The sequence below is a fragment of the Coleofasciculus sp. LEGE 07092 genome (genome assembly GCF_015207375.1).
Classification (GTDB): domain Bacteria; phylum Cyanobacteriota; class Cyanobacteriia; order Cyanobacteriales; family Coleofasciculaceae; genus LEGE-07092.
In genome coordinates, this window is sequence record NZ_JADEWY010000044.1 from 19,891 (window position 1) to 44,816 (window position 24,926).

Annotated in this window: 15 protein-coding genes, 1 pseudogene and 1 CRISPR repeat array; of the genes and pseudogenes, 7 read left to right on the forward strand and 9 right to left on the reverse strand. The window is 47.2% G+C overall.

The genetic code is table 11. The annotated features are described in order from the left end of the window. Nucleotides 1-59 precede the first annotated feature (59 nt). The 4 genes from IQ257_RS12940 to IQ257_RS12955 all read right to left on the reverse strand — a co-directional run bounded on the left by IQ257_RS12940 (nucleotide 60) and on the right by IQ257_RS12955 (nucleotide 5,463). Entirely contained in the window at nucleotides 60-2,189 is a 2,130-nt protein-coding gene (locus IQ257_RS12940; protein WP_193873637.1) for a serine hydrolase domain-containing protein, read from the reverse strand. 197 nt (nucleotides 2,190-2,386) lie between these two features. Beyond that, nucleotides 2,387-3,982, reverse strand: a complete 1,596-nt coding sequence (locus IQ257_RS12945) for a polyamine aminopropyltransferase (RefSeq protein ID WP_193873638.1) — start codon at nucleotides 3,980-3,982, stop codon at nucleotides 2,387-2,389. Nucleotides 3,983-4,103: 121 nt separating this feature from the next. After that, nucleotides 4,104-4,358, reverse strand: coding sequence for a hypothetical protein (locus IQ257_RS12950; RefSeq protein WP_193873639.1), 255 nt, complete (start codon nucleotides 4,356-4,358; stop codon nucleotides 4,104-4,106). 76 nt (nucleotides 4,359-4,434) lie between these two features. Beyond that, nucleotides 4,435-5,463, reverse strand: coding sequence for a hypothetical protein (locus IQ257_RS12955; RefSeq protein WP_193873640.1), 1,029 nt, complete (start codon nucleotides 5,461-5,463; stop codon nucleotides 4,435-4,437). Nucleotides 5,464-5,677: 214 nt separating this feature from the next. On the opposite strand from IQ257_RS12955, the gene IQ257_RS30090 reads away from it, so the two are divergent. After that, on the forward strand, nucleotides 5,678-5,962 hold the full coding sequence (locus IQ257_RS30090) for a hypothetical protein (protein ID WP_228060671.1): 285 nt from the start codon (nucleotides 5,678-5,680) through the stop codon (nucleotides 5,960-5,962). A gap of 14 nt (nucleotides 5,963-5,976) precedes the next feature. Further along, nucleotides 5,977-6,132, forward strand: a complete 156-nt coding sequence (locus IQ257_RS30095) for a hypothetical protein (protein WP_228060672.1) — start codon at nucleotides 5,977-5,979, stop codon at nucleotides 6,130-6,132. Nucleotides 6,133-6,263: 131 nt separating this feature from the next. Here IQ257_RS30095 and IQ257_RS12965 read toward each other — a convergent pair whose 3' ends face one another. Beyond that, the gene (locus IQ257_RS12965; RefSeq protein ID WP_193873641.1) at nucleotides 6,264-7,280 is read right to left on the reverse strand and encodes a dihydroorotate dehydrogenase-like protein; all 1,017 of its coding nucleotides are present in this window, start codon (nucleotides 7,278-7,280) and stop codon (nucleotides 6,264-6,266) included. Nucleotides 7,281-7,401: 121 nt separating this feature from the next. Further along, a complete protein-coding gene (gene nifJ, locus IQ257_RS12970; RefSeq protein WP_193873642.1) occupies nucleotides 7,402-11,010 on the reverse strand; it encodes a pyruvate:ferredoxin (flavodoxin) oxidoreductase in 3,609 nt (1,202 codons plus the stop codon). 802 nt (nucleotides 11,011-11,812) lie between these two features. Between nifJ and IQ257_RS12975 the strand changes: the two are divergent. From IQ257_RS12975 to IQ257_RS12990, 4 genes and pseudogenes are all read left to right on the forward strand, one after another. Next, a pseudogene (locus IQ257_RS12975) lies at nucleotides 11,813-12,062 on the forward strand (hypothetical protein). A gap of 116 nt (nucleotides 12,063-12,178) precedes the next feature. Then, entirely contained in the window at nucleotides 12,179-12,415 is a 237-nt protein-coding gene (locus IQ257_RS12980) for a hypothetical protein (RefSeq protein ID WP_193873643.1), read from the forward strand. Between the two features lie 500 nt (nucleotides 12,416-12,915). Next, the gene (locus IQ257_RS12985) at nucleotides 12,916-13,656 is read left to right on the forward strand and encodes an alpha/beta fold hydrolase (RefSeq protein ID WP_193873644.1); all 741 of its coding nucleotides are present in this window, start codon (nucleotides 12,916-12,918) and stop codon (nucleotides 13,654-13,656) included. 75 nt (nucleotides 13,657-13,731) lie between these two features. Further along, on the forward strand, nucleotides 13,732-14,295 hold the full coding sequence (locus IQ257_RS12990; protein WP_193873645.1) for a Uma2 family endonuclease: 564 nt from the start codon (nucleotides 13,732-13,734) through the stop codon (nucleotides 14,293-14,295). A 219-nt stretch (nucleotides 14,296-14,514) separates the two neighbouring features. Here the strand turns inward: IQ257_RS12990 and IQ257_RS12995 are convergent, their stop codons facing one another. The 3 genes from IQ257_RS12995 to IQ257_RS13005 form a co-directional block, all read right to left on the reverse strand. Continuing rightward, entirely contained in the window at nucleotides 14,515-16,560 is a 2,046-nt protein-coding gene (locus tag IQ257_RS12995; protein ID WP_228060674.1) for an iron uptake porin, read from the reverse strand. A gap of 671 nt (nucleotides 16,561-17,231) precedes the next feature. Further along, a CRISPR array of direct repeats spans nucleotides 17,232-17,845; the repeat unit is 37 nt; unit sequence GTTTCAATCCCTGATAGGGATTAAGTGGAGTTTAAAC. 329 nt (nucleotides 17,846-18,174) lie between these two features. Further along, nucleotides 18,175-20,982 (reverse strand): cation-translocating P-type ATPase, encoded by a 2,808-nt coding sequence (locus IQ257_RS13000; RefSeq protein ID WP_193873646.1) that lies wholly within the window; start codon nucleotides 20,980-20,982, stop codon nucleotides 18,175-18,177. Between the two features lie 122 nt (nucleotides 20,983-21,104). Next, entirely contained in the window at nucleotides 21,105-23,384 is a 2,280-nt protein-coding gene (locus tag IQ257_RS13005) for a ribonuclease R family protein (RefSeq protein ID WP_193873647.1), read from the reverse strand. Nucleotides 23,385-24,097: 713 nt separating this feature from the next. Here IQ257_RS13005 and IQ257_RS13010 point away from each other — a divergent pair. Next, nucleotides 24,098-24,901 carry a hypothetical protein gene (locus tag IQ257_RS13010; protein WP_193873648.1) on the forward strand — a complete coding sequence of 268 codons (804 nt, stop codon included), beginning with the start codon at nucleotides 24,098-24,100 and terminating at the stop codon, nucleotides 24,899-24,901. The last annotated feature ends 25 nt before the right edge of the window (nucleotides 24,902-24,926 follow it).

Sequence of the window (24,926 nt, forward strand, 5' to 3'; positions counted from 1 at the left end):
ATGAACCCGCCCCTACGAAATGTGACTCACTGATAAATGCTAGGTAGTTGTTGCCCCCATCAAAATCGGAATCCCAGAATATTCCAGTAGTCTAGGAACCCAAGAAAACCCAGTGCTGCTAAGGTGATCGCTGAGTAATGCAATCGACTCATAACTGACCAATACTTGTTTCTCCAAGCTAGCACCGCAAAGACTGGCAAGCCTAGGGTCAAGCTAGTTGTCACTACGGGAATGCAAAGCAATACCTTTATCAAAAGCGGCATACCGTAAGCAAACTCTGACAAATCCATCAGTGCCAGAGCCAGCACAAAACTGATGATAAACACTAAGTTTAAGAGGCAGACCAATTCAGCTAGCGATCGCGCCCCATGAGATAATCGTTGATAGTTCCCCAACTGAGTGGGGAAGCAACGGGAAAGGGGATTAGTACAATACCCTTGCAACTTTTTAATAACCCAATTCATTATTCCCGATAAGAAGACAAAAACACAAATTCCTAACAAACTCAGTTGAAACTTTGTCGTTTCGTACCAAGACAACTTTTCAAAGGCATATTTACCTAGGAATAAATGAGTAATACGCCCTCGGTCATCTTCTCGGAATGCCACATCAGGAAACGTTATTCCTGAAAATTGGAGAGGACAACCACCCGATTGACCGAACAACATTGGCTCTATTTCCATCAAACGGCTTTTTCCAAGAGTTAAAGTGCCATCCCTGTTGGCTGTCACTTGCAGTTCAGATGTCGATAGGGGAGAACTGGGTAATAACGCTGCTAGCTTTTCAATACTGCTGTGTGGATAGCGAATGTATCGATAATTTCCTGTGAAATTGCTAACACGTTTTTGTAGATCTGGCATGATAAGACGAGAATTCGTAATCAAAGAAGACAAATCCCCATTCCCCATTCTCCATTCCCCATTCCCCTTAGAAAATAGTGCTACAGAATCAGAATATTTTGACTGTGGGTAGTAATGGTCGAGAAAGCGGGTAATGAGTTCATTGTGCAGCTCACCTTTATCATTGTTGTAGGCAGAAAAAAAGCCCAAGTTCTGGTCGGGGAGTAAAAAGAGATGGCTCTTAAATCCTGCGATATGACCATCATGTTCTATGGCACGCAATCCGTTTTGAAACCGTTCGTAAAAACCATAGGCTTGACCGGGCAATTGGGGATGGTGGGTAAACTGTTGTTGATGCATCTGTTGAGCAGTGGCATCTTGTAAAATGCGGATATTGCCGTAGCGACCATTTTGCAAATGAGCGATCGCAAAATGAGCCATATCAGTAGCCGTTACGTTCAAGGCTCCTGATGGCATATCGTTGGTGTAGACTATCGGTAGTTGGTGATAGTTGCCATTTCTATACCGATACCCAACAGCTAGGTCAGATAATAGCGACGGTTTCAACTCAAAGCTACTGTGACGCATTCCTAGGGGTTGCAAGATATATTCGTCAACGTATTGGGCGAAGGGAAGGCGGGAGATAGCTTCAACTAGATAGCCAGCTAAGGCAAAGCCCTGATTGCTGTATCGAAGTATCTCTCCTGGAGGCAAAATACGGCGCAGCAGATGCTGGGTAAGATAGTCTCCTAGAGGTGTGATTTCAGATGGGTTGCGGGCAGCGATGCCGATAAAGTTTTCGTCAATTCCGCTGGTATTAGTGAGTAAGTTGGCAGTGGTGACGGGTTGAGGGTACTTATTCTCCAATTGAAAATTGTTGAGGTAGTGGTTAACATCCTCGTTCAGGTTAAGTTTTCCCTGTTCTACCAATTGCATGACAGCAGTAGCTGTAAACAGTTTGGAGACAGAACCGACGCGAAAGACTGTCTTTTCGGGAATAACAGGGATTTGCGCCTCTCGGTTAGCATAGCCGTAGCCTTTGGCGAAGAAGATTTTGCCACCTTTGACTAAAACAAATACCGCACCGGGAATGTGTTCGGCTTGCATGCGTTCGGAAAAGAACTGATCTAAGAACGCTTCAAGTTCTTGGGGTTTTGTGAAATTTGTATGAGGTGATGCTCTAGGAAATAAGGATAGAGGAGTTGAGGTTTGCTGAACGAGTGTACTGGTGATACCTTTTAAGGGTGTCCTGATTTGAGTAGAAAGGGGCATTCTGAGTAGACAGAAAAGCACGATAGCAAGAATTACCCCACAGAAGCGTCTGAGAAGAGTAGAGGTTAGCCGTTTCATAACCGCTGTTTCTCTCTAATGACTGGGTTTAAACTGATAACTTGCACCAGTGGCAACAACCCGCCAGTGGTTAAAACCACTGTCTCATAGCTAAAGTCGTCTTTAGACGACTGGATAAGACTTGTAGTCCACAAAGCGTGGACTTAAGCTATTAGCCCGGAGTTTTAACTCTGGGTGGGTTTTCGGGTTTACTTACCTTAATAAGTTGCCCAACGGGGGTCAGACTGGTAGCGGACAATTACCGGATGAGAGAGGCGGTTCACCTCAACATCACGCAACTGAATATCTTTAGGTAACTCAAATAAATGGCGCAAAATAGGCTCAGTAAGATAGCGAGTCGGCACAGGTAATTTTAAAGTATCTGATTGAATAGGCTGCCGCGACGCTAATACAAAACCCCAAGGACCAAAACTGGGAACATCCACTACATAAGGATGTGTTGATAGTCCGACATCTGCTAGTGTTGCCACAATACAGCTTAGAACATCTGGTGCAAAAAAGGGACTAGAGGCTTGAGTAACGAAAACTCCACCATCGGCTAATCTTGGCAGCAGACGCTGATAGAATCCTTCTGTATACAACTTGGCAAGAATTGCCCGGTCTGGGTCAGGAAAATCGGCAATAATGACATCAAAGGTTTCATTGAGTTCTGGTACTGCCACAAACGCATCAGCATTGAGTACCTCAACACGAGAGTCAGCTAAGGCATCCCCATTAACCTGTACTAACTGAGGATGATGACGTGCCAATTTCACCACTTCCGGGTCTAACTCAATTAGCACCACCCGTTCTACCTCTGACCATTTCAGGACTTCTCGCACCGCCATCCCATCACCAGCACCCAATACCAACACACGACGCTTACCACTACTGGCACTCATTGCCGGATGCACTAGTGCTTCATGATAGCGGTACTCATCAAGAGTAGACAGTTGCAAGTCCCCGTCGAGGAACAGTCGCAAGTCTTTTCCCTGCCGAGTTAGGACGATGCGTTGGTAGGATGATTGGATGCGCGTGATAACTGGCGCTTGATACAAGGTATTTTCTAGCCTATTGCTTATTGGAATTGCTGCGGGTGCCAAGACACAAAGCAGGACAGCCACGGCTAACCCCACATATCCCCAGCGGCGGAGTCTGGGAAAGTGCCTACCAATAGCAAAAACCATGAAAGCAGGTAACGCCCCCAAGACAAAGGCGGCTGGGAACAAACCGATTAGTGGCAGCAGCAGCAGGGGAAACGCTAAGGAACCCAACAGTGCGCCCAAATAATCGAGTGCCAAAACACCAGCTAAGGCGTCCCGCACTCCCTCTTCTAGTTCCAGCACCCGTGTCAGTAGCGGCACTTCCAAACCCGCTAAGATACCTAGCACTACTGTTACCAGACCCAATCCCAACCACAGGGAACCGCCAATAATAAATAAAGCGAATAACCCTAAGGGTAGTAGGGCAGTCAGGGGAGCAATTAGCAATTCAACCTTGACAAATGCCGAGAGCAACTGGCGCTGTTGTAACGGAGATTTCGTGTCTGTCGCAATAAATCGGCTCAGGTAAGACCCGATACCCATTGCCGCCAAAAATCCTCCAACCGCCACACCATAGGATAGCGCTTGATTTCCTACTAAGTAACTGGCGAGGGTTCCCAAAAGCAGCTCAACCGCTAATCCGCAGATAGAGGAAACTGCAGCGGCGGCAAGCAGTAGTCGCTTCTGAGTACGGCTCAACGATAGAATATGCGATCGCGTGGCGGTAGTATTGACATTTTGGCTATTTTGTGAATTTGAATTTTGGAGCATTAGCGTTAGCCCCCCACATTTGAGTTAACTTATATCTGGCATCTCTACTTAATCAGCGGTTTTTTTAAAACGCAGAGGTACGCGGAGGTTAAGGGAGGTTTTGGTGCAAGATTGAGTTAAGTTACTTTCCTGCACTGGGTCCACCGCCGCGAAAACTACCGTAGGACGACCGATTCGGGAGAGGCACCCAGATTACTCCACCGGAGGTTCCAGTAGTGTTCTCATTGTAGGTGCCGGATAAGCTTGTCCCTCGTCGAGACCAGTAGTTTCTTTGTTTCTCTTCTCCCAGGACTAGGGCAGAACGTTGGGTATAGCCAGCGATGATGGTAAATACTGCGATCGCAACAGCCGTTGCTGCCAAAACTTTAGTCAGCATTCTGTGGAACTCCTGTCTAACAATGGGGAATGGGGAATAGGGAATAGGGAATGGGGAATTTTTATCTAACTGCTGTTTAGGTCTGTTGGTCTTGAGGATTTTCGGAGATGTCTAATGGAGATGGACTAATCTGCACGACTTCAACGCTTTGCCGGGTACGGGTGCGATCGCGGACGGTGAGAGTAGTTTGATCTACGGGGGCATCTGGCATGACTTCCACATGGAACCCGTAAGAACTGCGGGGTTCTAGAATGAAAAACGCCTGTACTTTGCCAGTGGCTTCTTCAACCTTACCGTTTTCTTTCTTGTACCTAAGAGTCATTGGCAAAGAGTGAGCATAAATTTGTTCGCCATAGGCGTCGTTGATAAACAGGCGAACTTCAAGCTGACGGGGTGAGGTTTCATCGGATTTCACGTCCACCTTAACCCGCACGAGGCGATCGGAACCCCCCGCTGTGCCGCGTCCACTAGGATCGCTATCGCGTATTGTTTTTGCGATCGCTTTTTTCCCACTGAGGGGAGTAGCCATAAAAGCGATAAGGGCAAGGCTACCAGCGCCAATTAAACCAGGCAACAAGTAGCGCGTATCAACAACTCCATTTTGAACCGTCACTTTAAATTGCACAGGTTCATCAAGTTCTTGTCCAGATATCTGTCCGTACTCTAATACTGCAACAGCGATGCTGACTTGCTCATTTTTCTGGGCGCGAACGTCAAGTCCACCTAAAGTGTCTTCTTCAGACCAACTTCCGGACTCCCCTTCTTCATACCAAGTGCCGGACTCCTTCCAAGCTTCCTTGATAGCAGAGGCAATAACTTGACCTTGTTGATCGAATAGTTGAATTTCGTAAGTAACCCATCGATTCGTTGGAATCAGCGCTTTAACATCAATCCGTAAAGCACCAATGGGTTGACGACTGAGTTGGATTGCCTCAAGTTGAGCAGGTTCGTCTTCACTGGCACTGACAGTAGTAGAGACTAGTGTTTTCTGAAAAAACTGAGCAACGATAAATGCCAGAAGCACCAGCCCTGCTGCACCGAGAGCAATGTAAGACCACGGATCGATAAAACGACCCATGTGTCGAGTTTGAATAGTAACGGGCATTGGCTTTTTTTCTCAACACGTTGTTAACTACATGGTGCCAGAAGTCTTTTCCAGAAACCGTGAGGCTTTTTCCTGGCTTTGGGGGAATGTATTAATTTTGGTTCACCTGGTTGGGTGAATCAACAAGATGAAGTCTTATTTCCGTAATCGATTGTAGTATGACTGTAGCCAATTGCAACCTCTAGTTGCTGCTATTGAGGCAACTCACACATTTATGATTACTCTAACCATGCGCCCCTATGCGGGGGAAGCGGATTTAGAAGCGATCGCACACCTCATCAACACCTGTGAAGCCGTTGATCGCTTGGACTCAGGGACATCTGTCTCAGAACTACAGCGATCGCTTGATGAACCATCAGTAGACAAAGCGCGTGGTCTTTGTCTGTGGGAAGATGCAGAGGGTCAGCTCATTGGCTTTGGTCGGTTGTGGATTGCTCCAACAGGCGAAGTTATTGACGGATTTCTGGGAATTCGCGTCCACGCGGCTTTCGCAAGATAGGACTGGGACGGGCAATGCTGCTATCTGGACTACAGCGTTTACAAGCGGCTGGTGTAGAAACAGCCAAGCTTGGTGTTGATGCTAAAAATCTGTCTGGTGCGCTGCGGTTATACGAATCCGTCGGTTTTAATACAACGAATACCCACATTTCCTATATCAAGGACGTTTAGCTATCCGTCACAAGTGCTACTTGCTGTAGTGCTTAAGTGGAATGTCACTGACTGAACGACTAGAAGAGACAAGAGAGATGGGGAGGATAAATTAAATCTATCTTCCCCATTTTGAACTATGAACTCTAGAATTATGGTGCAAATGCCATGAGTTCCGGTTTATAAGTCTGAATTGCCTTCATGTACTGCGCCCGTTCAAAGGCACTTTCATCGGGACAGTTAATCTGACTCATACTTCCCTGCATCTGTTTCACCGACTCGTACTCATGCTCCTCCATCCAATGGCGCATTTCTTGCTCAACATCTTGCAAATGCCCAATTCCATGACGCAGTAGGACACTCACAATCTCCGTCACCTTGGCACCCGCCATCATCATCTTGATGACATCTTGCCCTTTCTGAACGCCACTGGTTGCGGCGAAGTCAACCGGGAGGCGACCATACAAAATAGCAATCCAGCGCATCGGTAAGCGCATGGCTTGCGGTGTACTCAGCAGTACATTGGGTGATACTTCCAGCGCTTCGATATCAATATCCGGCTGGTAGAATCGGTTAAACAGTACCAAACCGTTAGCACCAGAATCTGTTAACCGCTTCGCCATGTTTGCCATGTTGCTGAAAAACGGGCTGAGTTTCATAGCGACAGGAATCGTCACCTCAGATTTAACGGCTTGCAAGATATCTAGATAAGTCTGTTCAACCTGTTCCCCCGTCATTGACATATCCGTGGGAATGCTGTATATATTCAACTCCAGCGCATCCGCCCCCGCCTGCTGGATTTCCTGGGCATAGTGCGTCCATCCCCCTAAAGTTGAGCCGTTGAGACTGGCGATAATGGGAATACCTACCGTTTCCTTTGCCTTATGGATATGGTTCAGATATTCTTCAGCCCCGACATGAAAGACTTCAGGTTCTGGAAAATAGCTAAGGGCTTCGGCGAAACTTTCTGTCCCGTATTCTAAGTGATGGTGTAGCTCCAGCTTTTCCTGCCGCAGTTGCTCCTCAAATAAGGAATGCAGCACTACAGCCGAAGCACCCGCATCCTCCATCCGCTTGATGTTGTCGATATCTTCAGTCAAGGGTGCAGCCGCGCCTACTACCAGGGGCGATCGCAATTCTAACCCCATGTAAGTCGTTGTCAGATCCATCTTTTTTAACCTCTCAACTTACTGTTAGCAATCTGTAGGAAACCTTGGTTAGGAAGTAGAAAGTAGTCAGGGGAAATAGAAAATCTTCCCCTACTTCCTATTCCCTACTCCCTACTCCCCCCTAAGTACTCGCCGTTTCCTTAACCTCCCCACCCGCAGGGGTAGACTTACCATTACCATGACCGTTGCGAGTGTCCAACTGACGGGCTGCCAGATATTGGTACATTTGCCAACGAGTATTTACATCTTGTTGGGCGGCTTCGAGTAAGTGTTTAGCATCCTCTGGCTTCGTTTTGGTCAACATTTTGAAGCGATTCTCCTTGTACATCGATTGTTCCACGGAGAATTTGGGACTACGCATATCCAGTTGCAAAGGATTCTTCGCTTCTTTCACCAACTCTGGATTATACCGATACAGCAGCCAGCGTCCTGCATCCACCATTGCTTTCTGATGGGACATCGCCGTTGTCATATTAATCCCGTGGGCGATGCAGTGAGAATAGGCAATGATTAAGGATGGACTGTTGTAGGCTTCGGCTTCCAAGAACGCCTTCAGGGTATGTTCGTCCCGCGCACCCATTGCCACACTAGCCACGTAGACATTACCGTAGGTCATGGCAATTAAGCCCAAGTCTTTCTTCGGTGCAGGTTTGCCGCCAGCGGCAAATTTAGCAACAGCACCACGAGGGGTAGCCTTTGATGCTTGCCCGCCGGTGTTGGAATAAACCTCAGTATCCAGAACCAGGATATTGACATTGCGACCACCGGCAATCACATGATCTAAGCCACCGTAACCGATATCATACGCCCAACCGTCACCGCCGATAATCCAAACACTCTTCTTCACTAAATAATCTGCCAGACTCAGGAGTTGCTTGGCGTCGGGGGAATTAAGTCCTTGCAGTTTTTGCTTGAGTTCGGCAACCCGTTCCCGTTGTTCCCAAATGTCGGCTTCAGATTTTTGCTCGGCGTTGAGGATAGCACTGACTAAGTTATCGCCAATTTCACCCGCCAACTTCTGGAGTAACTCGCCAGCAAATTGAGTATGCTTGTCAATGGAAACCCGGAAGCCTAAACCAAATTCGGCGTTATCTTCAAACAAACTATTTGACCAAGCAGGTCCCCGTCCTTCAGCATTCTGCGCCCAAGGGGTAGTAGGCAGATTGCCGCCGTAGATCGAGGAACAACCTGTGGCATTAGCAACCACCATGCGATCGCCAAACAACTGGGTTGCTAACTTGAGATAAGGTGTCTCCCCACACCCCGCACAAGCCCCGGAGAACTCAAACAGCGGTTCCTGCCACTGTTGCTGCCGGATGCGGTCTAAGTTCAGCGAACGGCGATCGGGATTGGGGATACTTAAGAAGAAGTCCCAGTTTTCCCGTTCTTGCTCCCGCAGGGGTAGCTGAGATTCCATGTTAATGGCTTTCAGTTTAGGCTGAGACTTATTCTTCGCTGGGCATACATCTACACAGATACCGCAACCCGTACAGTCTTCAGCCGCGACTTGAATGGTAAATTTCTGTCCGGCAAACTCTTTATCTTTGGTATCCGTGGATTTAAAGTTAGCGGGTGCGCCGTCTAAAACCTGCGGATCGTAAGATTTTCCCCGGATCACTGCATGGGGGCAAACGATAACGCACTTGCCGCACTGTACGCAGACATCGGCGTCCCAAACCGGGATTTCCAGGGCAACATTGCGTTTTTCCCATTGAGTTGTGCCTGTGGGGAATGTGCCATCAACGGGCATAGCACTGACGGGTAGGTTATCACCACCACGGGCAATCATCTGACCTAAGACTTCTCGCACAAACGCTGGAGCCGTATCGGGAACAGGTGGTAGTAGTTCAGCAGTGCTGTCAACAGTATCTGGCACTTGAACTTCGTGCAGATTGGCTAGGGTATTGTCCACCGCTTCGATATTCATGCGGACAACTTCTGCCCCTTTCTTACCGTAAGTCTTTTCAATGGACTTCTTGATTTTGGCGATCGCTTCTTCTCGTGGTAAGACGTTAGCCAAAGCAAAGAAGCACACCTGCATCACCGTATTGATGCGCCGTCCCATGCCGCTGCTAGTCGCCACTTGATTGGCGTCAATGACGTAAAACTTGAGGTTCTTATTAATAATTTCTTGCTGTACGGGACGGGGTAGTCGGCTCCACACCTCATCAAGTCCGAAGGGGCTATTCAGTAGGAAAGTAGCACCGGGGGCAGCAGAACTCAGGACGTTTAATTTTTCTAGGAACAGCCACTGATGACAGGCGACAAAGTTGGCTTTGTCGATTAGGTAGGTGGAACGGATTGGCTCTGGACCGAAGCGCAGGTGAGAAACGGTAACGGAACCGGATTTTTTGGAGTCGTAAACAAAGTAACCTTGGGCGTAGTTGTTGGTTTCTCCGCCAATAATCTTGATTGAGTTCTTGTTAGCACCCACCGTGCCGTCTGAACCTAACCCATAGAACAAGCACCGCACCACGCTATCCGGTTCGGTGGAGAAATTGGCATCGAAGGGTAAGCTGGTGTGGGTGAGGTCGTCGTTAATACCGATAGTAAAGTGGTTTTTCGGTTTTTCCGCAGCAAGGTTATCAAAGATGCCCTTGATCATCGCTGGCGTGAATTCCTTGGAGGATAAGCCGTAGCGTCCGCCGACCACTTTGGGCATTGGGGCTGACCATTCTTCATAAAGGGCGGTAACTACATCCAGATACAGGGGTTCGCCACCGGCACCGGGTTCTTTTGTGCGATCGAGAACGGCGATACTCTGGGTTGTGGTGGGTAAAGTGGCAACTAACCGTTTTATATCAAAGGGGCGATAGAGCCGGACTTTGACAACTCCTACTTTTTCACCTTGGCTGACTAAATAGTCTACGGTTTCGTGAACGGTTTCGCAGCCGGAACCCATCAGTATGACAACTCGTTCGGCATCGGTTGCACCGTGATATTCAAAGAGCTGATATTGTCGTCCCGTCAGTTCGGCGAACTTGTCCATGGAGGTTTGGACAATATCGGGACAGACGTTGTAGTAAGGATTAACTGTTTCCCTGGCTTGGAAGTAAACGTCGGGGTTTTGTGCTGTACCCCGCAACACTGGATGGTCGGGGGATAAGCCCCGAGTCCGGTGCGCCATTACCAAATCATCATTGATCAGAGTTCGCAGGTCATCCTCCGTCAGCAATTCGATTTTCTGAATTTCGTGGGAGGTGCGGAAGCCGTCGAAGAAATGGATGAAGGGAACTCGCGTTTCTAGGGTTGCCCCTTGAGCGATTAGGGCGAAATCGTGGGCTTCTTGTACTGACGCTGATGCGAGTAGGGCAAAACCCGTGGCGCGGCACGCCATTACGTCTTGGTGGTCGCCGAAGATGGACAGGGCTTGGGCAGCAAGGGATCGCGCGGCAACATGAATGACGGCTGAGGTCATTTCCCCAGCAACTTTGTACAGGTTGGGGATCATCAGCAACAATCCCTGAGATGCTGTGAAGGTGGTGGTTATAGAGCCTGCTTGCAAGGCACCGTGTACTGCACCTGCCGCCCCTGCTTCGCTTTGCATCTCGACAACTGCAGGAATAGTTCCCCAGAGGTTGGGTTTACCTTCCGATGACCAAGCATCTGCCCACTCACCCATGGGTGAAGCGGGTGTAATCGGATAGATAGCAATCACTTCATTGAGTGGATAGGCAACGCGGGCAACTGCCTCGTTACCGTCTAAGGTGGCAATAGTTCTCTTACTCATAGTCTCGAACCTTTATCAGTCGCTAGGTAATACTTTTTCTGGCTCAAAATTGTGAATGCGGGAAATATTTCCTCTTTCCCCATACAAAACTACAAAAAATCGAGATTAGACTGCAAGAAATGCTGAAGGATAAAACCTCTTTTAACAACTTCTATGTTGTTTTGCTTAGAGTTATAAGGTATAGAGAAGAGGAGCAATGACCTCCGATATGAATAGATAAGAGTTGATTCAGGGAAGTTGAACCGTTTATGAAGGTTCTGCCTTTATTCCTCTATTATCTAACAAAATTTTATCGATTGAGATGGTCTAATTTTTTTCTTAAACTTCCGGTTTTTTTTACAAATTAAATGGTCTAATTCCTGGGAAATAGTTGTATTGGTTTTTACACCTAACCTAGGATAATTTTTAAATAAATTATTAGTTGGCATTAATTAAGAAATATTAGGTTTTGTAAATCTAGAGAGTTGAGCGTCTGAACGTTTAGATCAGCTAACGGATTCATTAATTTTCTTGAAGTTAATTTGGGTTACTCGGTAGAGGTTGAGTATTTATACTTAATTGTCTCCAGTTTGGTGAGTGCTTCCTAATATTTTTTGATACTACAGATTGAAGTTCGAAATGTATGTTTTAACAGCATCCGTGTAGGTTTTGTCAGGATTTGTTAATTTATCCCGTGTAATTAAGCGAAATCGCTCTCATTTTGTAAAAATAAATACAGAAGTCATTTTAATCGCTTCTCCTTAGTGCGGCTGAGGGGAAGTGCTTTTCACTAGTTTTGATGGATTTGAGACGGAGAACGAGTATGTCCCTTCAAACAACCCCTTCAGTGTGTCTACCAGCACCCGCCCTAGAAAAGGCGATCGCTTCAGGCTGGAACCCAGTTTGCCACATCACTTACAACCGTGATGCTTGGGTCAAATTGATCCAGTCTCTCAGCGAATATGCATTTGACGAAGCCAAGTTGCTTTGTCAGGTGTCCCCAAACACCTGGCAAAGCTTGGGTGCCAGATCATGGTGAGGTTGTTCTCGATAGAAGCCATTTCTATTGTTGATCGAGGGAATGGGTTCCCGATGGGAGATCGTAAGCCAAACCAAGAATGCATTGTTTATTCCTTGGCTTATCTCGGGAACCTGGCAAAAGTTGTAGGTATCAGATTGATTGAGTGCTATGAACACCGAATTAGCTATTGATTGGGATGAAATGTTTGAGTATCTACCGGGGACGACTGTAGAACTCAAAAACCAGCCAGGGGTTTTGCATCAAATTGATTGCTATGAACCCATGATGGTTCCTCCTATTTGGTTAGCAAACGATCCGCGCCCCCGCTATCCTCATGAGTTACAGATTGTGTCACGTCAGGCAGTATCGGTCTGTTCCTTGGAGCAGGAACCCGTTTCGGTGTAAGCGTTTCTGACTACCTACCATCTCTACACCAACTCAAGTTATACCCAATGGGTTTGAATTTGGCACATATTCTCTCTTGCTCCCCCCTTGTTAAGGGGGGCTGGGGGGGTTCCAGATGTGCCATTGGAAAAGCCAATTGGTATTAACTGACATCTTGCACCTTTGTCGATAAGCCCGAAAATCAGCCCGGAGTTCTCCGTCTTCCCCACTCCCTAAGGTAACTTTCGATAGTCCTCTAGTGGAAAGGGAGTAGGAGGGATGGGGAGGAGTCATTTAGAGATTTTGCCAAAACTACTAATGCAAACTATTCTCAAAAAGCTTGGGAAGCTGGTATGCTGGTTAACAGTCAATTGTTGACGATTATTCTCAAGAATTTTGTTACTGCCAGAGTTCTGGTGGGCAGGTGGTGCTGGATTTATGAACTTCAGCTCCTAGCCTTCATTAGCTGGACTGGCTATTCACTGGTTGTTATCTATTGTTTTTTACAAAAGGTGATTTGAATGCCAACTACACCGGATGTCCTTTGGTTAAATGTAAGCCCTAGCTTGCAGCGCTTCGATCAGCCCCTGATTCGTTACTTATCCCGACAAGTAGCGATCGCTCAATGGGACTATCAACAAAGCCAGGATGAGCCGAGTTCGGTGGATGTACCAGTAGTGTTACTGCATGACTACCTCAAATCCTGCGATCGCCCAATTCACCTAATCGGTCACGGCACCGGAGGATTGGTGGGACTGTTGTATGCTCGTAAGTATCCAGAGCGAGTCAAATCCTTAACTCTATTAGCAGTAGGCGTTCATCCCGCCATTGACTGGCAAGCTCACTACTATGTTCAACTTCAGTTGCTGCGCTGTAGCCGCCAAATGGTTTTGACTCAAATGGTTTACAACTTATTTGGCGATCAGGATAGGTACGCGACTAGGGGTTTGATTAAAATTTTAGAGCAAGATTTAAAGCGCTCTCCCTCTCCTCACTCTTTATTTAAACGGGTATCCTTACCCCCTGGCGGAGTTCCAGTCCCGTTGATGGTGTGCGGTAGTCGAGATGATATAGTGGTAGATCCGAATGAACTGCAAGGATGGCTTCCTTGGTTTAAGGAGAGCGATCGCTTGTGGCAATGTATAGATGGTGGTCATTTCTTCCACAATTATCATCCCCAGTCTGTAGGAGAGCAGGTTTTCGACTTTTGGCAGTCTGTGGGTTCGCCGTCTGTTATGCCGTCATCCCTGGGGCGTTGTTGAATCCAAACCAGCTACGCGATTGAATCCTATGGGTCTATACAATAGAATATAAAACTCCTTTGGAAGCGACTTCAAATGGTACAAACCCCCTCTAAACTACTTACCTTAGACGACTTTCTGAAGCTACCCGAAACGAAACCTGCCAGTGAGTACATTAAGGGTCAAATTATTCAGAAACCAATGCCTCAAGGAAAGCACAGCACAATTCAGACAGAACTGTCTACAGCTATCAATGCAGTAGTGAAGCCTCGAAAAATTGCACGGGCTTTCTCAGAACTGCGGTGTACATTTGGCGGACGGTCGATTGTACCTGATGTGTCTGTGTTTGTTTGGGATAGAATTCCTCGTGATGAGAAGGGCGAAATTGCTAACGTTTTCCCCTTTGCTCCGGATTGGATCATTGAAATTTTATCGCCTGATCAAAGCCAAATGAAAGTCACGAAAAAAATTATACACTCCTTGAACTATGAGACTCAAGCAGGTTGGTTGATTGATCCAGACGAGCAAACGGTGTTAGTTTATCTCCCGAAGCAGCAGCCGGAAATATTAGATGAACCAGAACAGCAGCTTTCTGTGCCATCGTTTGCGAGTGAGCTACGGCTTACAGTAGAAGAATTGTTTGGTTGGTTGCTGGAGTAAATCCAATTCAATAAGGGTGTGTTACAGCAAACCTAAAGCACCTTAACCCGCCACAAATTAGTAGACAAAACTAGCTATTAGGGGGTAAAAAATGTGAATTGCAAGGACATGATAGGACACGCCACTAAGATAATTTGCTGAAAAAATAGCAACGAATGGCTTAACAGTGAAACTCACCGAAAAGCCATCCGTTACATCTGCTACCAAATCCGCTACCACCTAGAACGTAAAAGTAGTCCGCAACACGCCCACCAAAGTTGTATCGTTATTGGCATCACTCTCCGGATTAAATAGGACAAACGCCCCTGGAGTAATGCTGACGTTATCAGTGACCTTAAAGTTGTAAAATGCCTCTAGATGGTAAGGCGTTTCTCGGTCAACACCGGGTTCAGTCAGTTCAGCCGCACCGCCAGCATCCACCCGATGCAGGGGTTGTCCAAAGAGCAAACCGGCTGTATTCCCTTCCTTCAATAAGTCCTGGAAATACAACCCCGCCATCCAAGTCGTAAAGTTGGAGGATGCATCAGGTCCAGCGGCGGAATCGACAAAGAAATAAGCACCGTAACCCGTGAGGGCAATCTTGGGTGTGAAACGCCAATTGACCGTAGCACCGACAGAATTAACATGAACAGGTGTCGTTAAAATGCCACCAACAATGGGATTACCATTAGCGTCAACAGTTAGTCCCGGAATGTTAAGGGCGTTGGATGAAAATCGGGTCAGTCCCAAACCCAATATATTGAGGTCATGGTAGCTGTAGGCGTAGTTAAGACCGATATCGAAATTACTGCTAGGTTTGACCGTTAACTGAGCCGCCGCCACGTTACTGCCACTAAAGAAACCTGCGCCTAAGATATTATTGGGACTCTGTTCTGGAATAGCCGCGTTGACACTACCATACAGCGCCCGCAAGTCTATACTATCGGAAATACCCCAGATAAAACCCACAGCAGACGCCAAACCCGTTTGTGATGTACCCCCTGATATTCTGACGACGGGGTTTAATGTGGCAAATCGAGAAATAGCGCCCTGTCCTTCACTGGAGAAGGGAATAATGGCGGGGAACGCATCGGACGCTTCTGCTGATGTGCCAGCAAACAGGGTGAGATTGTTAATCCCAGAGGGAAAGATGTAAAGCAGCTTGTAAAGCTCGATATCGTTAGAACCGATAGTAGTCGAAAGGTCTTGGGGATTGAATCTGGGAAACTGCGGTTCAAAGCTCAATTTGGTCGAACCTTCACTCAAGAAAGAATCCCGCCCAGGAAACAGCGCTCCTTGAACACTACCAGCTCCGGTTATATCACCCCCGAAGTTGTAAGCCTGCAAGCCTGTAATCAGCAAGTCTTTCCCAGTAAAACTGGTATTGAGGTTCAACCGTACTCGGTCAACTAGGATAATATTGGCATCATCTCCAGTATCTGGGTCGCCCCCTGTCGCACCAACTAATGAGAAGATGACTTCACCGTTTAATTTGGTTGTGGTGGAGAATTGATTATCTTCTAAAAAGGCAACCCGTCCTTCCAGGTTATCTACCCTGGCTCCCAAGGTTGCTAGTTCTGCCTCAAATTCCTCAACCAGCCGCCGTAAGGTCGTGAAATCCTCTTCAATTGTTCCAGAGGGACGACCAACAATCAATCGCTCAATTTGCTGCAAACAGGCATTTAAACCAGCAGCAAACTCGTAACGAGTCAAGGCGCGGTTGCCGCGAAAGGTGCCAACTCCTTCGGAGAACGCTTCGCGAACGGGATATCCTGCAATACAACCGTAGCGCTCGACTAAGCTTCTTAATGCCTCATACGCCCAGTCTCCCGGAGAGACATCTGAGAGTTGAGACACAGATGTTACTTGTCCCATTTCCGAGGAGTCTATGGGTTTAAGGAGTTCGGAGACAGGCGTTACCTGTTCCATCGATTCTGCTTCTTTAGTCTCAACCCGTTGAGCCAGAATGTCAGGTTCAGTAGGTTTGGATGTGACTGGGTTGGAATCTTGTGATATTGGTTCTGGGATGTCTATCTGAGATGAGAGGTTTAGCAACCTATGCTCACTCCCCTCTCCTGGTTGCAAAAGGGCTGAGGGAGAGGTTAACTCAATAGTATTGGGCTGAGAGGTAATACTCTTTTCTAGGTCAGGTAATGAATTAGATAGCGTTGGGGATAGTGCCTCAGTCGTCTCGGCAGCAGCAGGGTTTATTCCCAAAGAAACAGAGCCTGCAATTAAATACAATAAACTTACTTGACTGACAAAGGTCAGTTGATGGTTATTCAAAGTTAGTCCCTCACACACAAAAGTTGTATTTAGTTGGAGTCTTGACCAAAATCAACAAGCTGTGGTGACATGACTTGCTATTGTTATCGGATTTACGCTCTGGGGCACATCCCTAAAATTGCTCATTTCCCTATCCGCAGCTTGGTTAATTTTGAAAATCAAGTCTATAAACTAGTATGCGATCGCCATCAGGAGTTATGAGCTTGGCAATTATCGAAAGTTGAAATAGTCTTGTTAAAATCTAATAATGGGATGATGGGACGTTTTACAGCCTCTTCATGATAAAGAGCTGTATTTGACTACTTCCAGGATTCTGGCGTGGTACTGATTGGCGAAAGCCTATTAATTTACAGGGTGACGTGGCACTTATCCGGATTTTTATGGCTAAAGATTTTCACGAAGAAGAAGTAACGGCGTCAGTCGTTGAACAGTGTCTAACCGATTGTGAACACACCCTCCCTGCGGAATTCAAACGTTACTTACTCTGCCAGTGAATGACTGCCTGGTTGACTGACAAAACTTGCGAGCAGATGCCTAGAAAGCCCTCACCCTAGCCCTCTCCCTTGGGGAGAGGGAACAAGAATATCAATCGGCTCCCCTCTCCCTTGGGGAGAGGGGTTGGGGGTGAGGGCGTTAGACTTTTGTCAGTCAATGAGGAATAACTGCCCTGTGTTTCAATCCCTGATAGGGATTAAGTGGAGTTTAAACAGCTCTCCGTTGTCGCGTGTCTTTATGATTCTCTGTTTCAATCCCTGATAGGGATTAAGTGGAGTTTAAACCGATTTAGCTATTTTTTCCTCTAAGGATTCGCCAGTTTCAATCCCTGATAGGGATTAAGTGGAGTTTAAACCATTGATGAGCTGGACGAAATCGCCGCGATCGCAAGAGGTTTCAATCCCTGATAGGGATTAAGTGGAGTTTAAACCCAAGGTTGTCGAGAAAAACGCAAATCCAACAACCGACGTTTCAATCCCTGATAGGGATTAAGTGGAGTTTAAACAACTTAAAAATAATCCTGGGACAAGCATCACGAACGTTTCAATCCCTGATAGGGATTAAGTGGAGTTTAAACCCTAAAAGAGCAGTCAGGATTAAAATTCGGACCAGTTTCAATCCCTGATAGGGATTAAGTGGAGTTTAAACGCCCTTTGCTAGAGTTTGTTACCGCCTCGGTTTTGTTTCAATCCCTGATAGGGATTAAGTGGAGTTTAAACGTACAATCCCCAAACCCGCACCCCTGGCATTCTTGTTTCAATCCCTGATAGGGATTAAGTGGAGTTTAAACCGCAGGCATCCAGAACCCTTACCGTCTTTAGTTTTCAAGGTGCGTTGGTGACGGACTCCTCTTATAGTAGCATTCCAGAGCCAAAGAGTGACAAGAGGGAAATAAAAAATCGTCTGAAATCTAGTCATAGCAATGGTTTCATAAACCGTGACACTCTCCTTGAAACAGCAAAGACTGCAAACCCTTATGGAATAAGGAATGCAGCCCCAAAAAGAGATTCCCCCCAAAAAACACCTACTGGTTGTCACCTTGTTGACACTTTCCGGTCTTCAGACACGGGGATTCTGCCGACAGAGTAGACTGAGGTAGTGTCCACAATCTAACTCTCGCTAAAGTTCAGTTATTTGAATTCCAGAGTTCTCCCTCTGTCTGCGCCGCAGCCACCCCTTATCCAACTCCATTGCCCAAATAACAATAGTACTCAAAACCAAACTGACACCCAAATCACCTACTGACAGAGCTGTAGTCTTAAAAATTCCCTGTAAGAACGGAACATATATCACCGCCAGTTGCATGAAAAAGGTGAGGATAACAGCTCCCAGTAACGGCTTGTTTGCCAGCAGATTCATCGTAAACAAGGAATTCCGCTCAGAACGCATACTTTCAGCCAAGCCAATTCGGGAAAACGCCAAGGTGCAGAATACCATCGTCTGCCAACTAACCTGCCCAGCCGACCAATAACTGTAATCAACCGCCAGTAAGACAATACCCAATAGTAGCCCAATCCAAACAATATCTCGACCCACCCCGCGACTAAATACACTCTCTTTAGGATTGTGAGGTGGACGGCTCATAATATTTGGTTCAGCAGGCTCTACCCCTAATGCCAGCGCCAGCAATCCATCCGCTAATAAGTTAATCCAAAGAATTTGCAGAGGCAGGAGGGGCAGTGGCATTCCCAAGAAAGGAGCAAGCAAGATAACCCAGAGTTCACCGCAATTCCCCGTCAAGGTATATTTAATAAACTTGCGAACATTGTCGTAAATAACCCGTCCTTCTTTCGTTGCCGTAACGATTGTGGTAAAATTGTCATCCAGCAAAACCATATCAGCAGCTTCTTTGGCAACATCTGTACCCGTAATACCCATTGCTACCCCAATATCCGCTTTTTTGAGAGCCGGTGCATCGTTCACACCATCACCCGTCATGGCAACAATATGCCCTCGGTTTTGCAACGCCTGCACGATTTCCAATTTGTGCTGGGGTGAAACACGGGCGTAGACAGAGACTTCCTCGACTAACTTTTCTAACTCGCTGACTGAGAGCTGATCCAAATCCTGACCCGTCAGCATATAACTATCAGTGGAAATGCCTAGTTCAGAGGCAATATGCCGAGCGGTTAAAGGATGATCGCCTGTAATCATTACAGGGCGAATGCCCGCTTTTAGGCAAGTCTGCACTGCATCTTTGACTTCAGAACGGGGCGGATCAATGATGCCGATCATACCCACAAATACCAAGTCTTGCTCCAGAGTATCTTGGCAGCGATCGCTCTCTAAAGCTCGGACAGCTACCCCTAAAACCCTAAAGCCATCTCCGGCTAGCTGGTTATTGGTATGAGAAATGAGCTTAGACCAGAAATTGTTCAGGGGGGCAATCTTACCGTTAACCCAAACCTGATTGCAAACCGCTACCAGACTATCAACCGCGCCTTTCGTAAAGGCAATGTAAGGAGAACTCCCGAACGCCATCCGCCACTGTCCTAACCAATCCAACCCTTCTGGAAAGTTGCCGTTATTTATCGGCAGTTGGTGGATTGTCGTCATCCGCTTGCGCTCTGAGTTAAAGGGGGCTTCGGCAACCCGCTTAAAGGTATTTTCTAAATCAGTTTTCACTAGTCCCAAACGAGCGGCAGCAACTACTAAGGAACTTTCCGTCGGATCGCCCATGGCATGAAAAGAATGGGATTGATCAGGAACTAACTCTAACAATGCATCATTGCAAAGTGCCGCCCCCGTCAGGAGTAAGGCGGCTGCGGGTTGGGCTTTGAGCAGGTTGGATAACTCGCCATTTTGACCTAAGGGGGTAATATATTCCTCTGTTGGGATAACGGTTTCATTGGTTAGAGTACGCTCTGGAACCGTTAAATCAATACGATGCTCCATGAGATCGAGACAAGTAACCGTCATCCGGTTTTCAGTCAGCGTCCCTGTTTTATCGGAGCAAATTGCGGTAACAGAACCTAAGGTTTCCACCGCAGGCAACTTACGGATGAGGGCGTGCTGCTTGAACATCCGCTGCGCCCCCAACGCTAAAGCAATGGTGACAACGGCGGGCAAGCCTTCGGGAATAGCTGCCACCGCTAGACTCACTGCCATGAGGAACATTAATTTGACACTCTCTCCCCGCAGCAGCCCCAGACAAAAAATGACGATAACCAGGACTAAAATAGCGATCGCCAATACCCACCCTAATTGGTCTAAGCGTTGCTGGAGGGGAGTTGCCTCCCGGTCGATGTTCTGAATAGCAGTGGCAATTCGCCCCAACTCAGTGTTCATCCCCGTTTCAGTCACCACAGCACTCCCTCGTCCATAGGTAATCGAAGTCCCCATATAGACCATATTGTGTCGGTCAGCTAGGGAAAGATTGCCAGGATTCAGGTCTTGTGCTTGTTTGTCGGCGGGTTCCGATTCACCTGTCAGGGAGGCTTCTGAGGCACGCAGGTTGAAACTCTCTAGCAAGCGGCAGTCCGCAGGCACTAAGCTCCCCGCGTCCAAAATTACAATATCACCCGGCACCAAGTCACGGGCGGAAATTTTTTCCACTCCCCCTTGACGGCGGACTTTAACGGTGGGAACCGCTAACTTTTTAAGGGCGATGATTGCCTGTTCAGCTTGATACTCCTGCCGAAATCCTAAGAAGGCATTAAACGCAACAATAGCAAAGATAGCGATCGCATCTTGATACTCACCCAAGAGTGCTGAAATCAGAGCAGCGACAATCAAAACCACCACTACTGTAGCGGTCAACTGTTCCCACAAAATCTTCCAGGGACTTTCAACCTTTTGGTCCCTTAATTCGTTAAGACCATGGATTTCTAAGCGACGGCGAACCTCAGACGACTGAAGACCAATCGCTGCATCAGTATCCAGCCGCTTGAGTACATCTATTAGATTGAGGGCGTACCAGTTAGTCATTGGTCATTATTCATTATTTATGGGTCATTAGCAAACACCAACCGATAACTTATCCGTTACATCCACGACTCCCATCCGTTGCCATTCGCTGACCTAATAACAAATGATCAATGACAAACGACTTAATCTTCTAAATCTTCATTACTTGCCACGCTACCACCACTAACCGTTACCAGGTCAATTTGCTGACGGTAATAATCAACGCTTTTGACTTGAACTTCGACGCGATCGCCAAGTCGATATGCCGTGCGGTTTTTACGACCGACTAAGCAAGCATGGCGAGAGCGATACTCATACCAGTCATCTTTGAGGGAACTGACGTGAACCAATCCTTCTACAAGCAAGTCTTCAATTTCGACAAAGAACCCGTAGGACTGAACGCCGGTAATCAGTCCGCTGAAGACATCCCCGGTGCGATCTTTCATTTGTTCGGCTTTTTTCAACCCCTCTAAATCCACCTCTGCATCCTCAGCCAGCTTCTCACGATCATTGAGATGGGGAATGAGTGAAGTTAATCTCATTTCCAAGTCTTGCTGGCTATCCGGGGGTAAAACATTCCAGCTAATATTACCGTGAGAGCTGCTGTGGTTGAGGTTGACGTGCTCTTTAGAACGGGTAGAACGGCGATCGCGTCCTTCCTCAAAAATTGCCCCCAACACCCGTTGTACAAATAAATCTGAATAACGCCACAGCGGTGAGATGCAGTGGGTATAGGCAGTGGTATCCAGTGCCAGACCAAAATGAGAGCCAGGTTTAGAGCCGTAAGCAACTGGCTTTAAGGTGGACTGTAACAAATGAGTCAGCACTTGCGGGGCGGTTGATTTGGCAAAAAGTTGGGTGAAGCGCTGGTAGTCTTGGGGGGTGACATCCTCCTCGGAGGTTTGCTGCAAATCTAGTCCGAGATTCGTACTCAATTTACTCAAATCTTCTAGCTGATCGAGGTCTGGAGACGTTTGCACGCAATAAATCCCTGGCACACCGAGGGCGTGTAGATGAGATGCCACGGCTTGATTGGCTAACACGATTAAGTCGGCTAGAAGCGATCGCAGGGGCATAGATGCAGAAACCAGAATAGCTCCAATCCGCCCTTCATCTTTATAAGGGGGACAAACGCGCACGATCGCTTCTTTCTTGTCCGGTACACTCAGATCAAAAGCTCCCCGCTGCTGCCGTTGCGCTCTGACTGCGGGACTCAAGGTAAAAAACAGTTCCTTGAGCATTTCTACAGTTGGAGCTAACTCCGGTTGAACGTCTTGATGACCTCCCAACAGCGATTGTGCCTGTTCATAACTGAGCTGATGATCTACTTGAATGATGGAGGGATGAATCTCAAATTCTAAAAGTTCACCCGTTTCATCCAGGGACAGCAGCACTGAAATCGCCAATCGATCTTCACCGGGAACCAGAGACAGTTGAGTTATTGCTGTTTCTGGCAGCAACGGTAGTACCGTGTCTCCCAGATAAACAACGGTGCCTCGTTTTCTCGCTTCTTTATCTAGGGGGGAATCGGATGGTATCCAATAGGCTACATCTGTAACGTGAATCCCGAGCTGCCAGCGTCCTGTTTTGGTTTTTTTGAGAGTAAAGGCATTTTCGACTATAGCACTTCCCGGACTAGCTGATGGGTCTTCAATTGTTACCGTCAATAATGAACGCAAATCAAGGCGTTTTTTTGAGTCTGTTTTGCGTAACTGTTTGGGTAAGGCGTCGGCGGCGTTGAGAACTTGTTCAGGAAACTGACGGCGCAAATCGTGCTTACAACATACAATGTCGGTATCAGCCGCATCTTCTGCGTCATTTCCTAGAATGCGTGCCACTTTGCCCATGGGGGGGGTATGTCCCAAGGGGTAGCGCAGTACTTGGACGTGAACCAAATGATCGACGGCTTGCTCTAGAATAGTGCCGTTCGGTTTGAGTTCGAGTTCAAACAGAAGGCGATCGTCAAGGGGAACGGCTTGGTAATTGCCCTGTTCAGCTTGCCTGACTCGCGCCAGCACGGAGGGATTTACTCGTTCTAGAATTAACCGTACCTGTCCTTCGGGGGAACGGCGGCGGCTGCCTTCTTTGGTAATTTTTACCAGAACGCGATCACCATTCCAAGCGGTACTCAGATGGCTCTTCTGAATGTAAATATCATCGGCTCCTTCAACATCTTGGATTGCAAAGCAGAATCCTTTACTAGAGCAGCGCAGTTTGGCTTCCACCACGTCTTCTTCGTAGACTCGGCGATACCTGCCTCGTTCTTTAACTAAAATTCCAATTTTTTCTAGGGCATCCAAAGCGATGTGGAGTTTTTGGAGATTCGCTTCATCCTGACAACCCAGCTTTTTTTCCAAAATCTTGGGAGCTACTGATTTGTCATCTGTGAAATTGGAAAGCAATGTAGCGATTGAAAATTCCATCCAACAATCCTTTTTGTCGATCCTGATTTTGCTTGATGTGGCTCTGTTAGCAAAGCGCTCGTCTGTAGGGATAGTTTCCAGCCGCGTGTCCCAACTCAGGGCGTGTTGCTGGTAACTGGGCGTTCATTGCCTGAACTAACTGCCAACTGTAATTGTTGTGTTCCGCTTGCCAGAAAAGAGGTTCAAGTCACTCGTTCAAGGATGACTTGCCAGGATGAGATGGGTTAGATCTCTGGAGAATGACTGATGATTACCACGGGTTCAACGACAGTGGTATGTTTTCGAGCCAGATATCCTCCTACCCCATTCGATCGCTTCTCGACAGCACAGTTATCGTAAAATGCAATCTCTTGAGATAAAGAACTGTTAAGTGAGAAGCTACCGATACCGGGTGAGTATTAATTGAGCCACCCAGTTTCTGGTTAACGGACACACACTCTGACGCACTACCTGTTACGGAATGTTACCGCTCTTCGTTACTGAATCGTTTTGCGGCTAGGGCAGTGAGTTACAGTGACAAGGGTCTTTATTTATTGTAGGTTCTAGATGCCCGTTCACAAAATTCGTTCTGTAAAAGAATACACAATAGTAAGTGAGTCAGGTGAGGAGTCTTGAGAAGAAGAAAGCCTGACTCGTAACAATGCAGCTTTGTGCAAACAGAATTTAAAATGGTTTGACTCCTGTCTCCTGACTTCTTCCTTCAGTAAAAGATTATGTTGAATCAATTCCGAGTTCGCTATCCTAAAGGCAGCCTTATTGGTGAGTTAGTCACGATTGATCGCGGTCAATACATCGTGCGCTGCTTGATTCAAGTTGAAGGCACGACATTGGCAACGGCTCTTGCGGCTGCTGAAACAATTGAGTTGGCAGAAGATAAAGCTAGAAACCGAGCGTTAGTGGCTTTGGGGATCGACCCGACAGCCGTCAATGGCAGCTTAAAGTCCTCAATCGCTCCTCAAGAGGTGTCAGTGTTGCCCCAACCCACTCCTCCGGTTACTACTGCATTCTCACCAGAAAGCCTAGAACCAACTCCATCCCATGAAGTTTCATCCAGTCCCAGCACCAGCAGTGTTACGAGTACTTCTAAATCAGAATCAAAGCGCAAGAAAAAAACCACACCAGTGGTAATACCCCCAGAGGGTGACGATGAAATAACGGTGACGGAGGAGTTTTCAGTCCCTGAGATGAAGCCATTACCCGAGGAGGTGGAAACCCCGGTGATGGCAGAAACTGACTTGTTTGAGCCTACGCCTGATTCAATTCCAGCCCCATCGTTTTCTGAAAGTAAATTGGATAGCGATACAAGCAGCCAGCCAACACCTGAAAATCCTGTTGACTTCTCAGAAATTATTGCCAGAACCAATGTAGAACTGAAGCGTTTAGGTTGGACGCAGCAGCAAGGACGCGATTATCTGGTACAAACCTATGGAAAGCGATCGCGTCAGTTGCTAACCGATGAGGAGTTACTCGACTTCCTGCATCATCTAGAATCTGAACCGACACCGGATTCGGATTAAGAGTGGGAGCGGAGGAGATGGGGAG

What these genes read in the sequence shown, in the direction of transcription:
- IQ257_RS12955 (WP_193873640.1), bottom strand. Translation starts at nt 5,463, where the DNA reads ATGCCCGTTACTATTCAAACTCGACACATGGGTCGTTTTATCGATCCG.
- IQ257_RS12990 (WP_193873645.1), top strand. Translation starts at nt 13,732, where the DNA reads ATGGTACAAACCCCCTCTAAACTACTTACCTTAGACGACTTTCTGAAG.
- nifJ (WP_193873642.1), bottom strand. Translation starts at nt 11,010, where the DNA reads ATGAGTAAGAGAACTATTGCCACCTTAGACGGTAACGAGGCAGTTGCC.
- IQ257_RS13000 (WP_193873646.1), bottom strand. Translation starts at nt 20,982, where the DNA reads ATGACTAACTGGTACGCCCTCAATCTAATAGATGTACTCAAGCGGCTG.
- IQ257_RS30095 (WP_228060672.1), top strand. Translation starts at nt 5,977, where the DNA reads ATGCTGCTATCTGGACTACAGCGTTTACAAGCGGCTGGTGTAGAAACA.
- IQ257_RS12940 (WP_193873637.1), bottom strand. Translation starts at nt 2,189, where the DNA reads ATGAAACGGCTAACCTCTACTCTTCTCAGACGCTTCTGTGGGGTAATT.
- IQ257_RS13005 (WP_193873647.1), bottom strand. Translation starts at nt 23,384, where the DNA reads ATGGAATTTTCAATCGCTACATTGCTTTCCAATTTCACAGATGACAAA.
- IQ257_RS12950 (WP_193873639.1), bottom strand. Translation starts at nt 4,358, where the DNA reads ATGCTGACTAAAGTTTTGGCAGCAACGGCTGTTGCGATCGCAGTATTT.
- IQ257_RS12945 (WP_193873638.1), bottom strand. Translation starts at nt 3,982, where the DNA reads ATGCTCCAAAATTCAAATTCACAAAATAGCCAAAATGTCAATACTACC.
- IQ257_RS12985 (WP_193873644.1), top strand. Translation starts at nt 12,916, where the DNA reads ATGCCAACTACACCGGATGTCCTTTGGTTAAATGTAAGCCCTAGCTTG.
- IQ257_RS12980 (WP_193873643.1), top strand. Translation starts at nt 12,179, where the DNA reads ATGAACACCGAATTAGCTATTGATTGGGATGAAATGTTTGAGTATCTA.
- IQ257_RS30090 (WP_228060671.1), top strand. Translation starts at nt 5,678, where the DNA reads ATGATTACTCTAACCATGCGCCCCTATGCGGGGGAAGCGGATTTAGAA.
- IQ257_RS12965 (WP_193873641.1), bottom strand. Translation starts at nt 7,280, where the DNA reads ATGGATCTGACAACGACTTACATGGGGTTAGAATTGCGATCGCCCCTG.
- IQ257_RS13010 (WP_193873648.1), top strand. Translation starts at nt 24,098, where the DNA reads ATGTTGAATCAATTCCGAGTTCGCTATCCTAAAGGCAGCCTTATTGGT.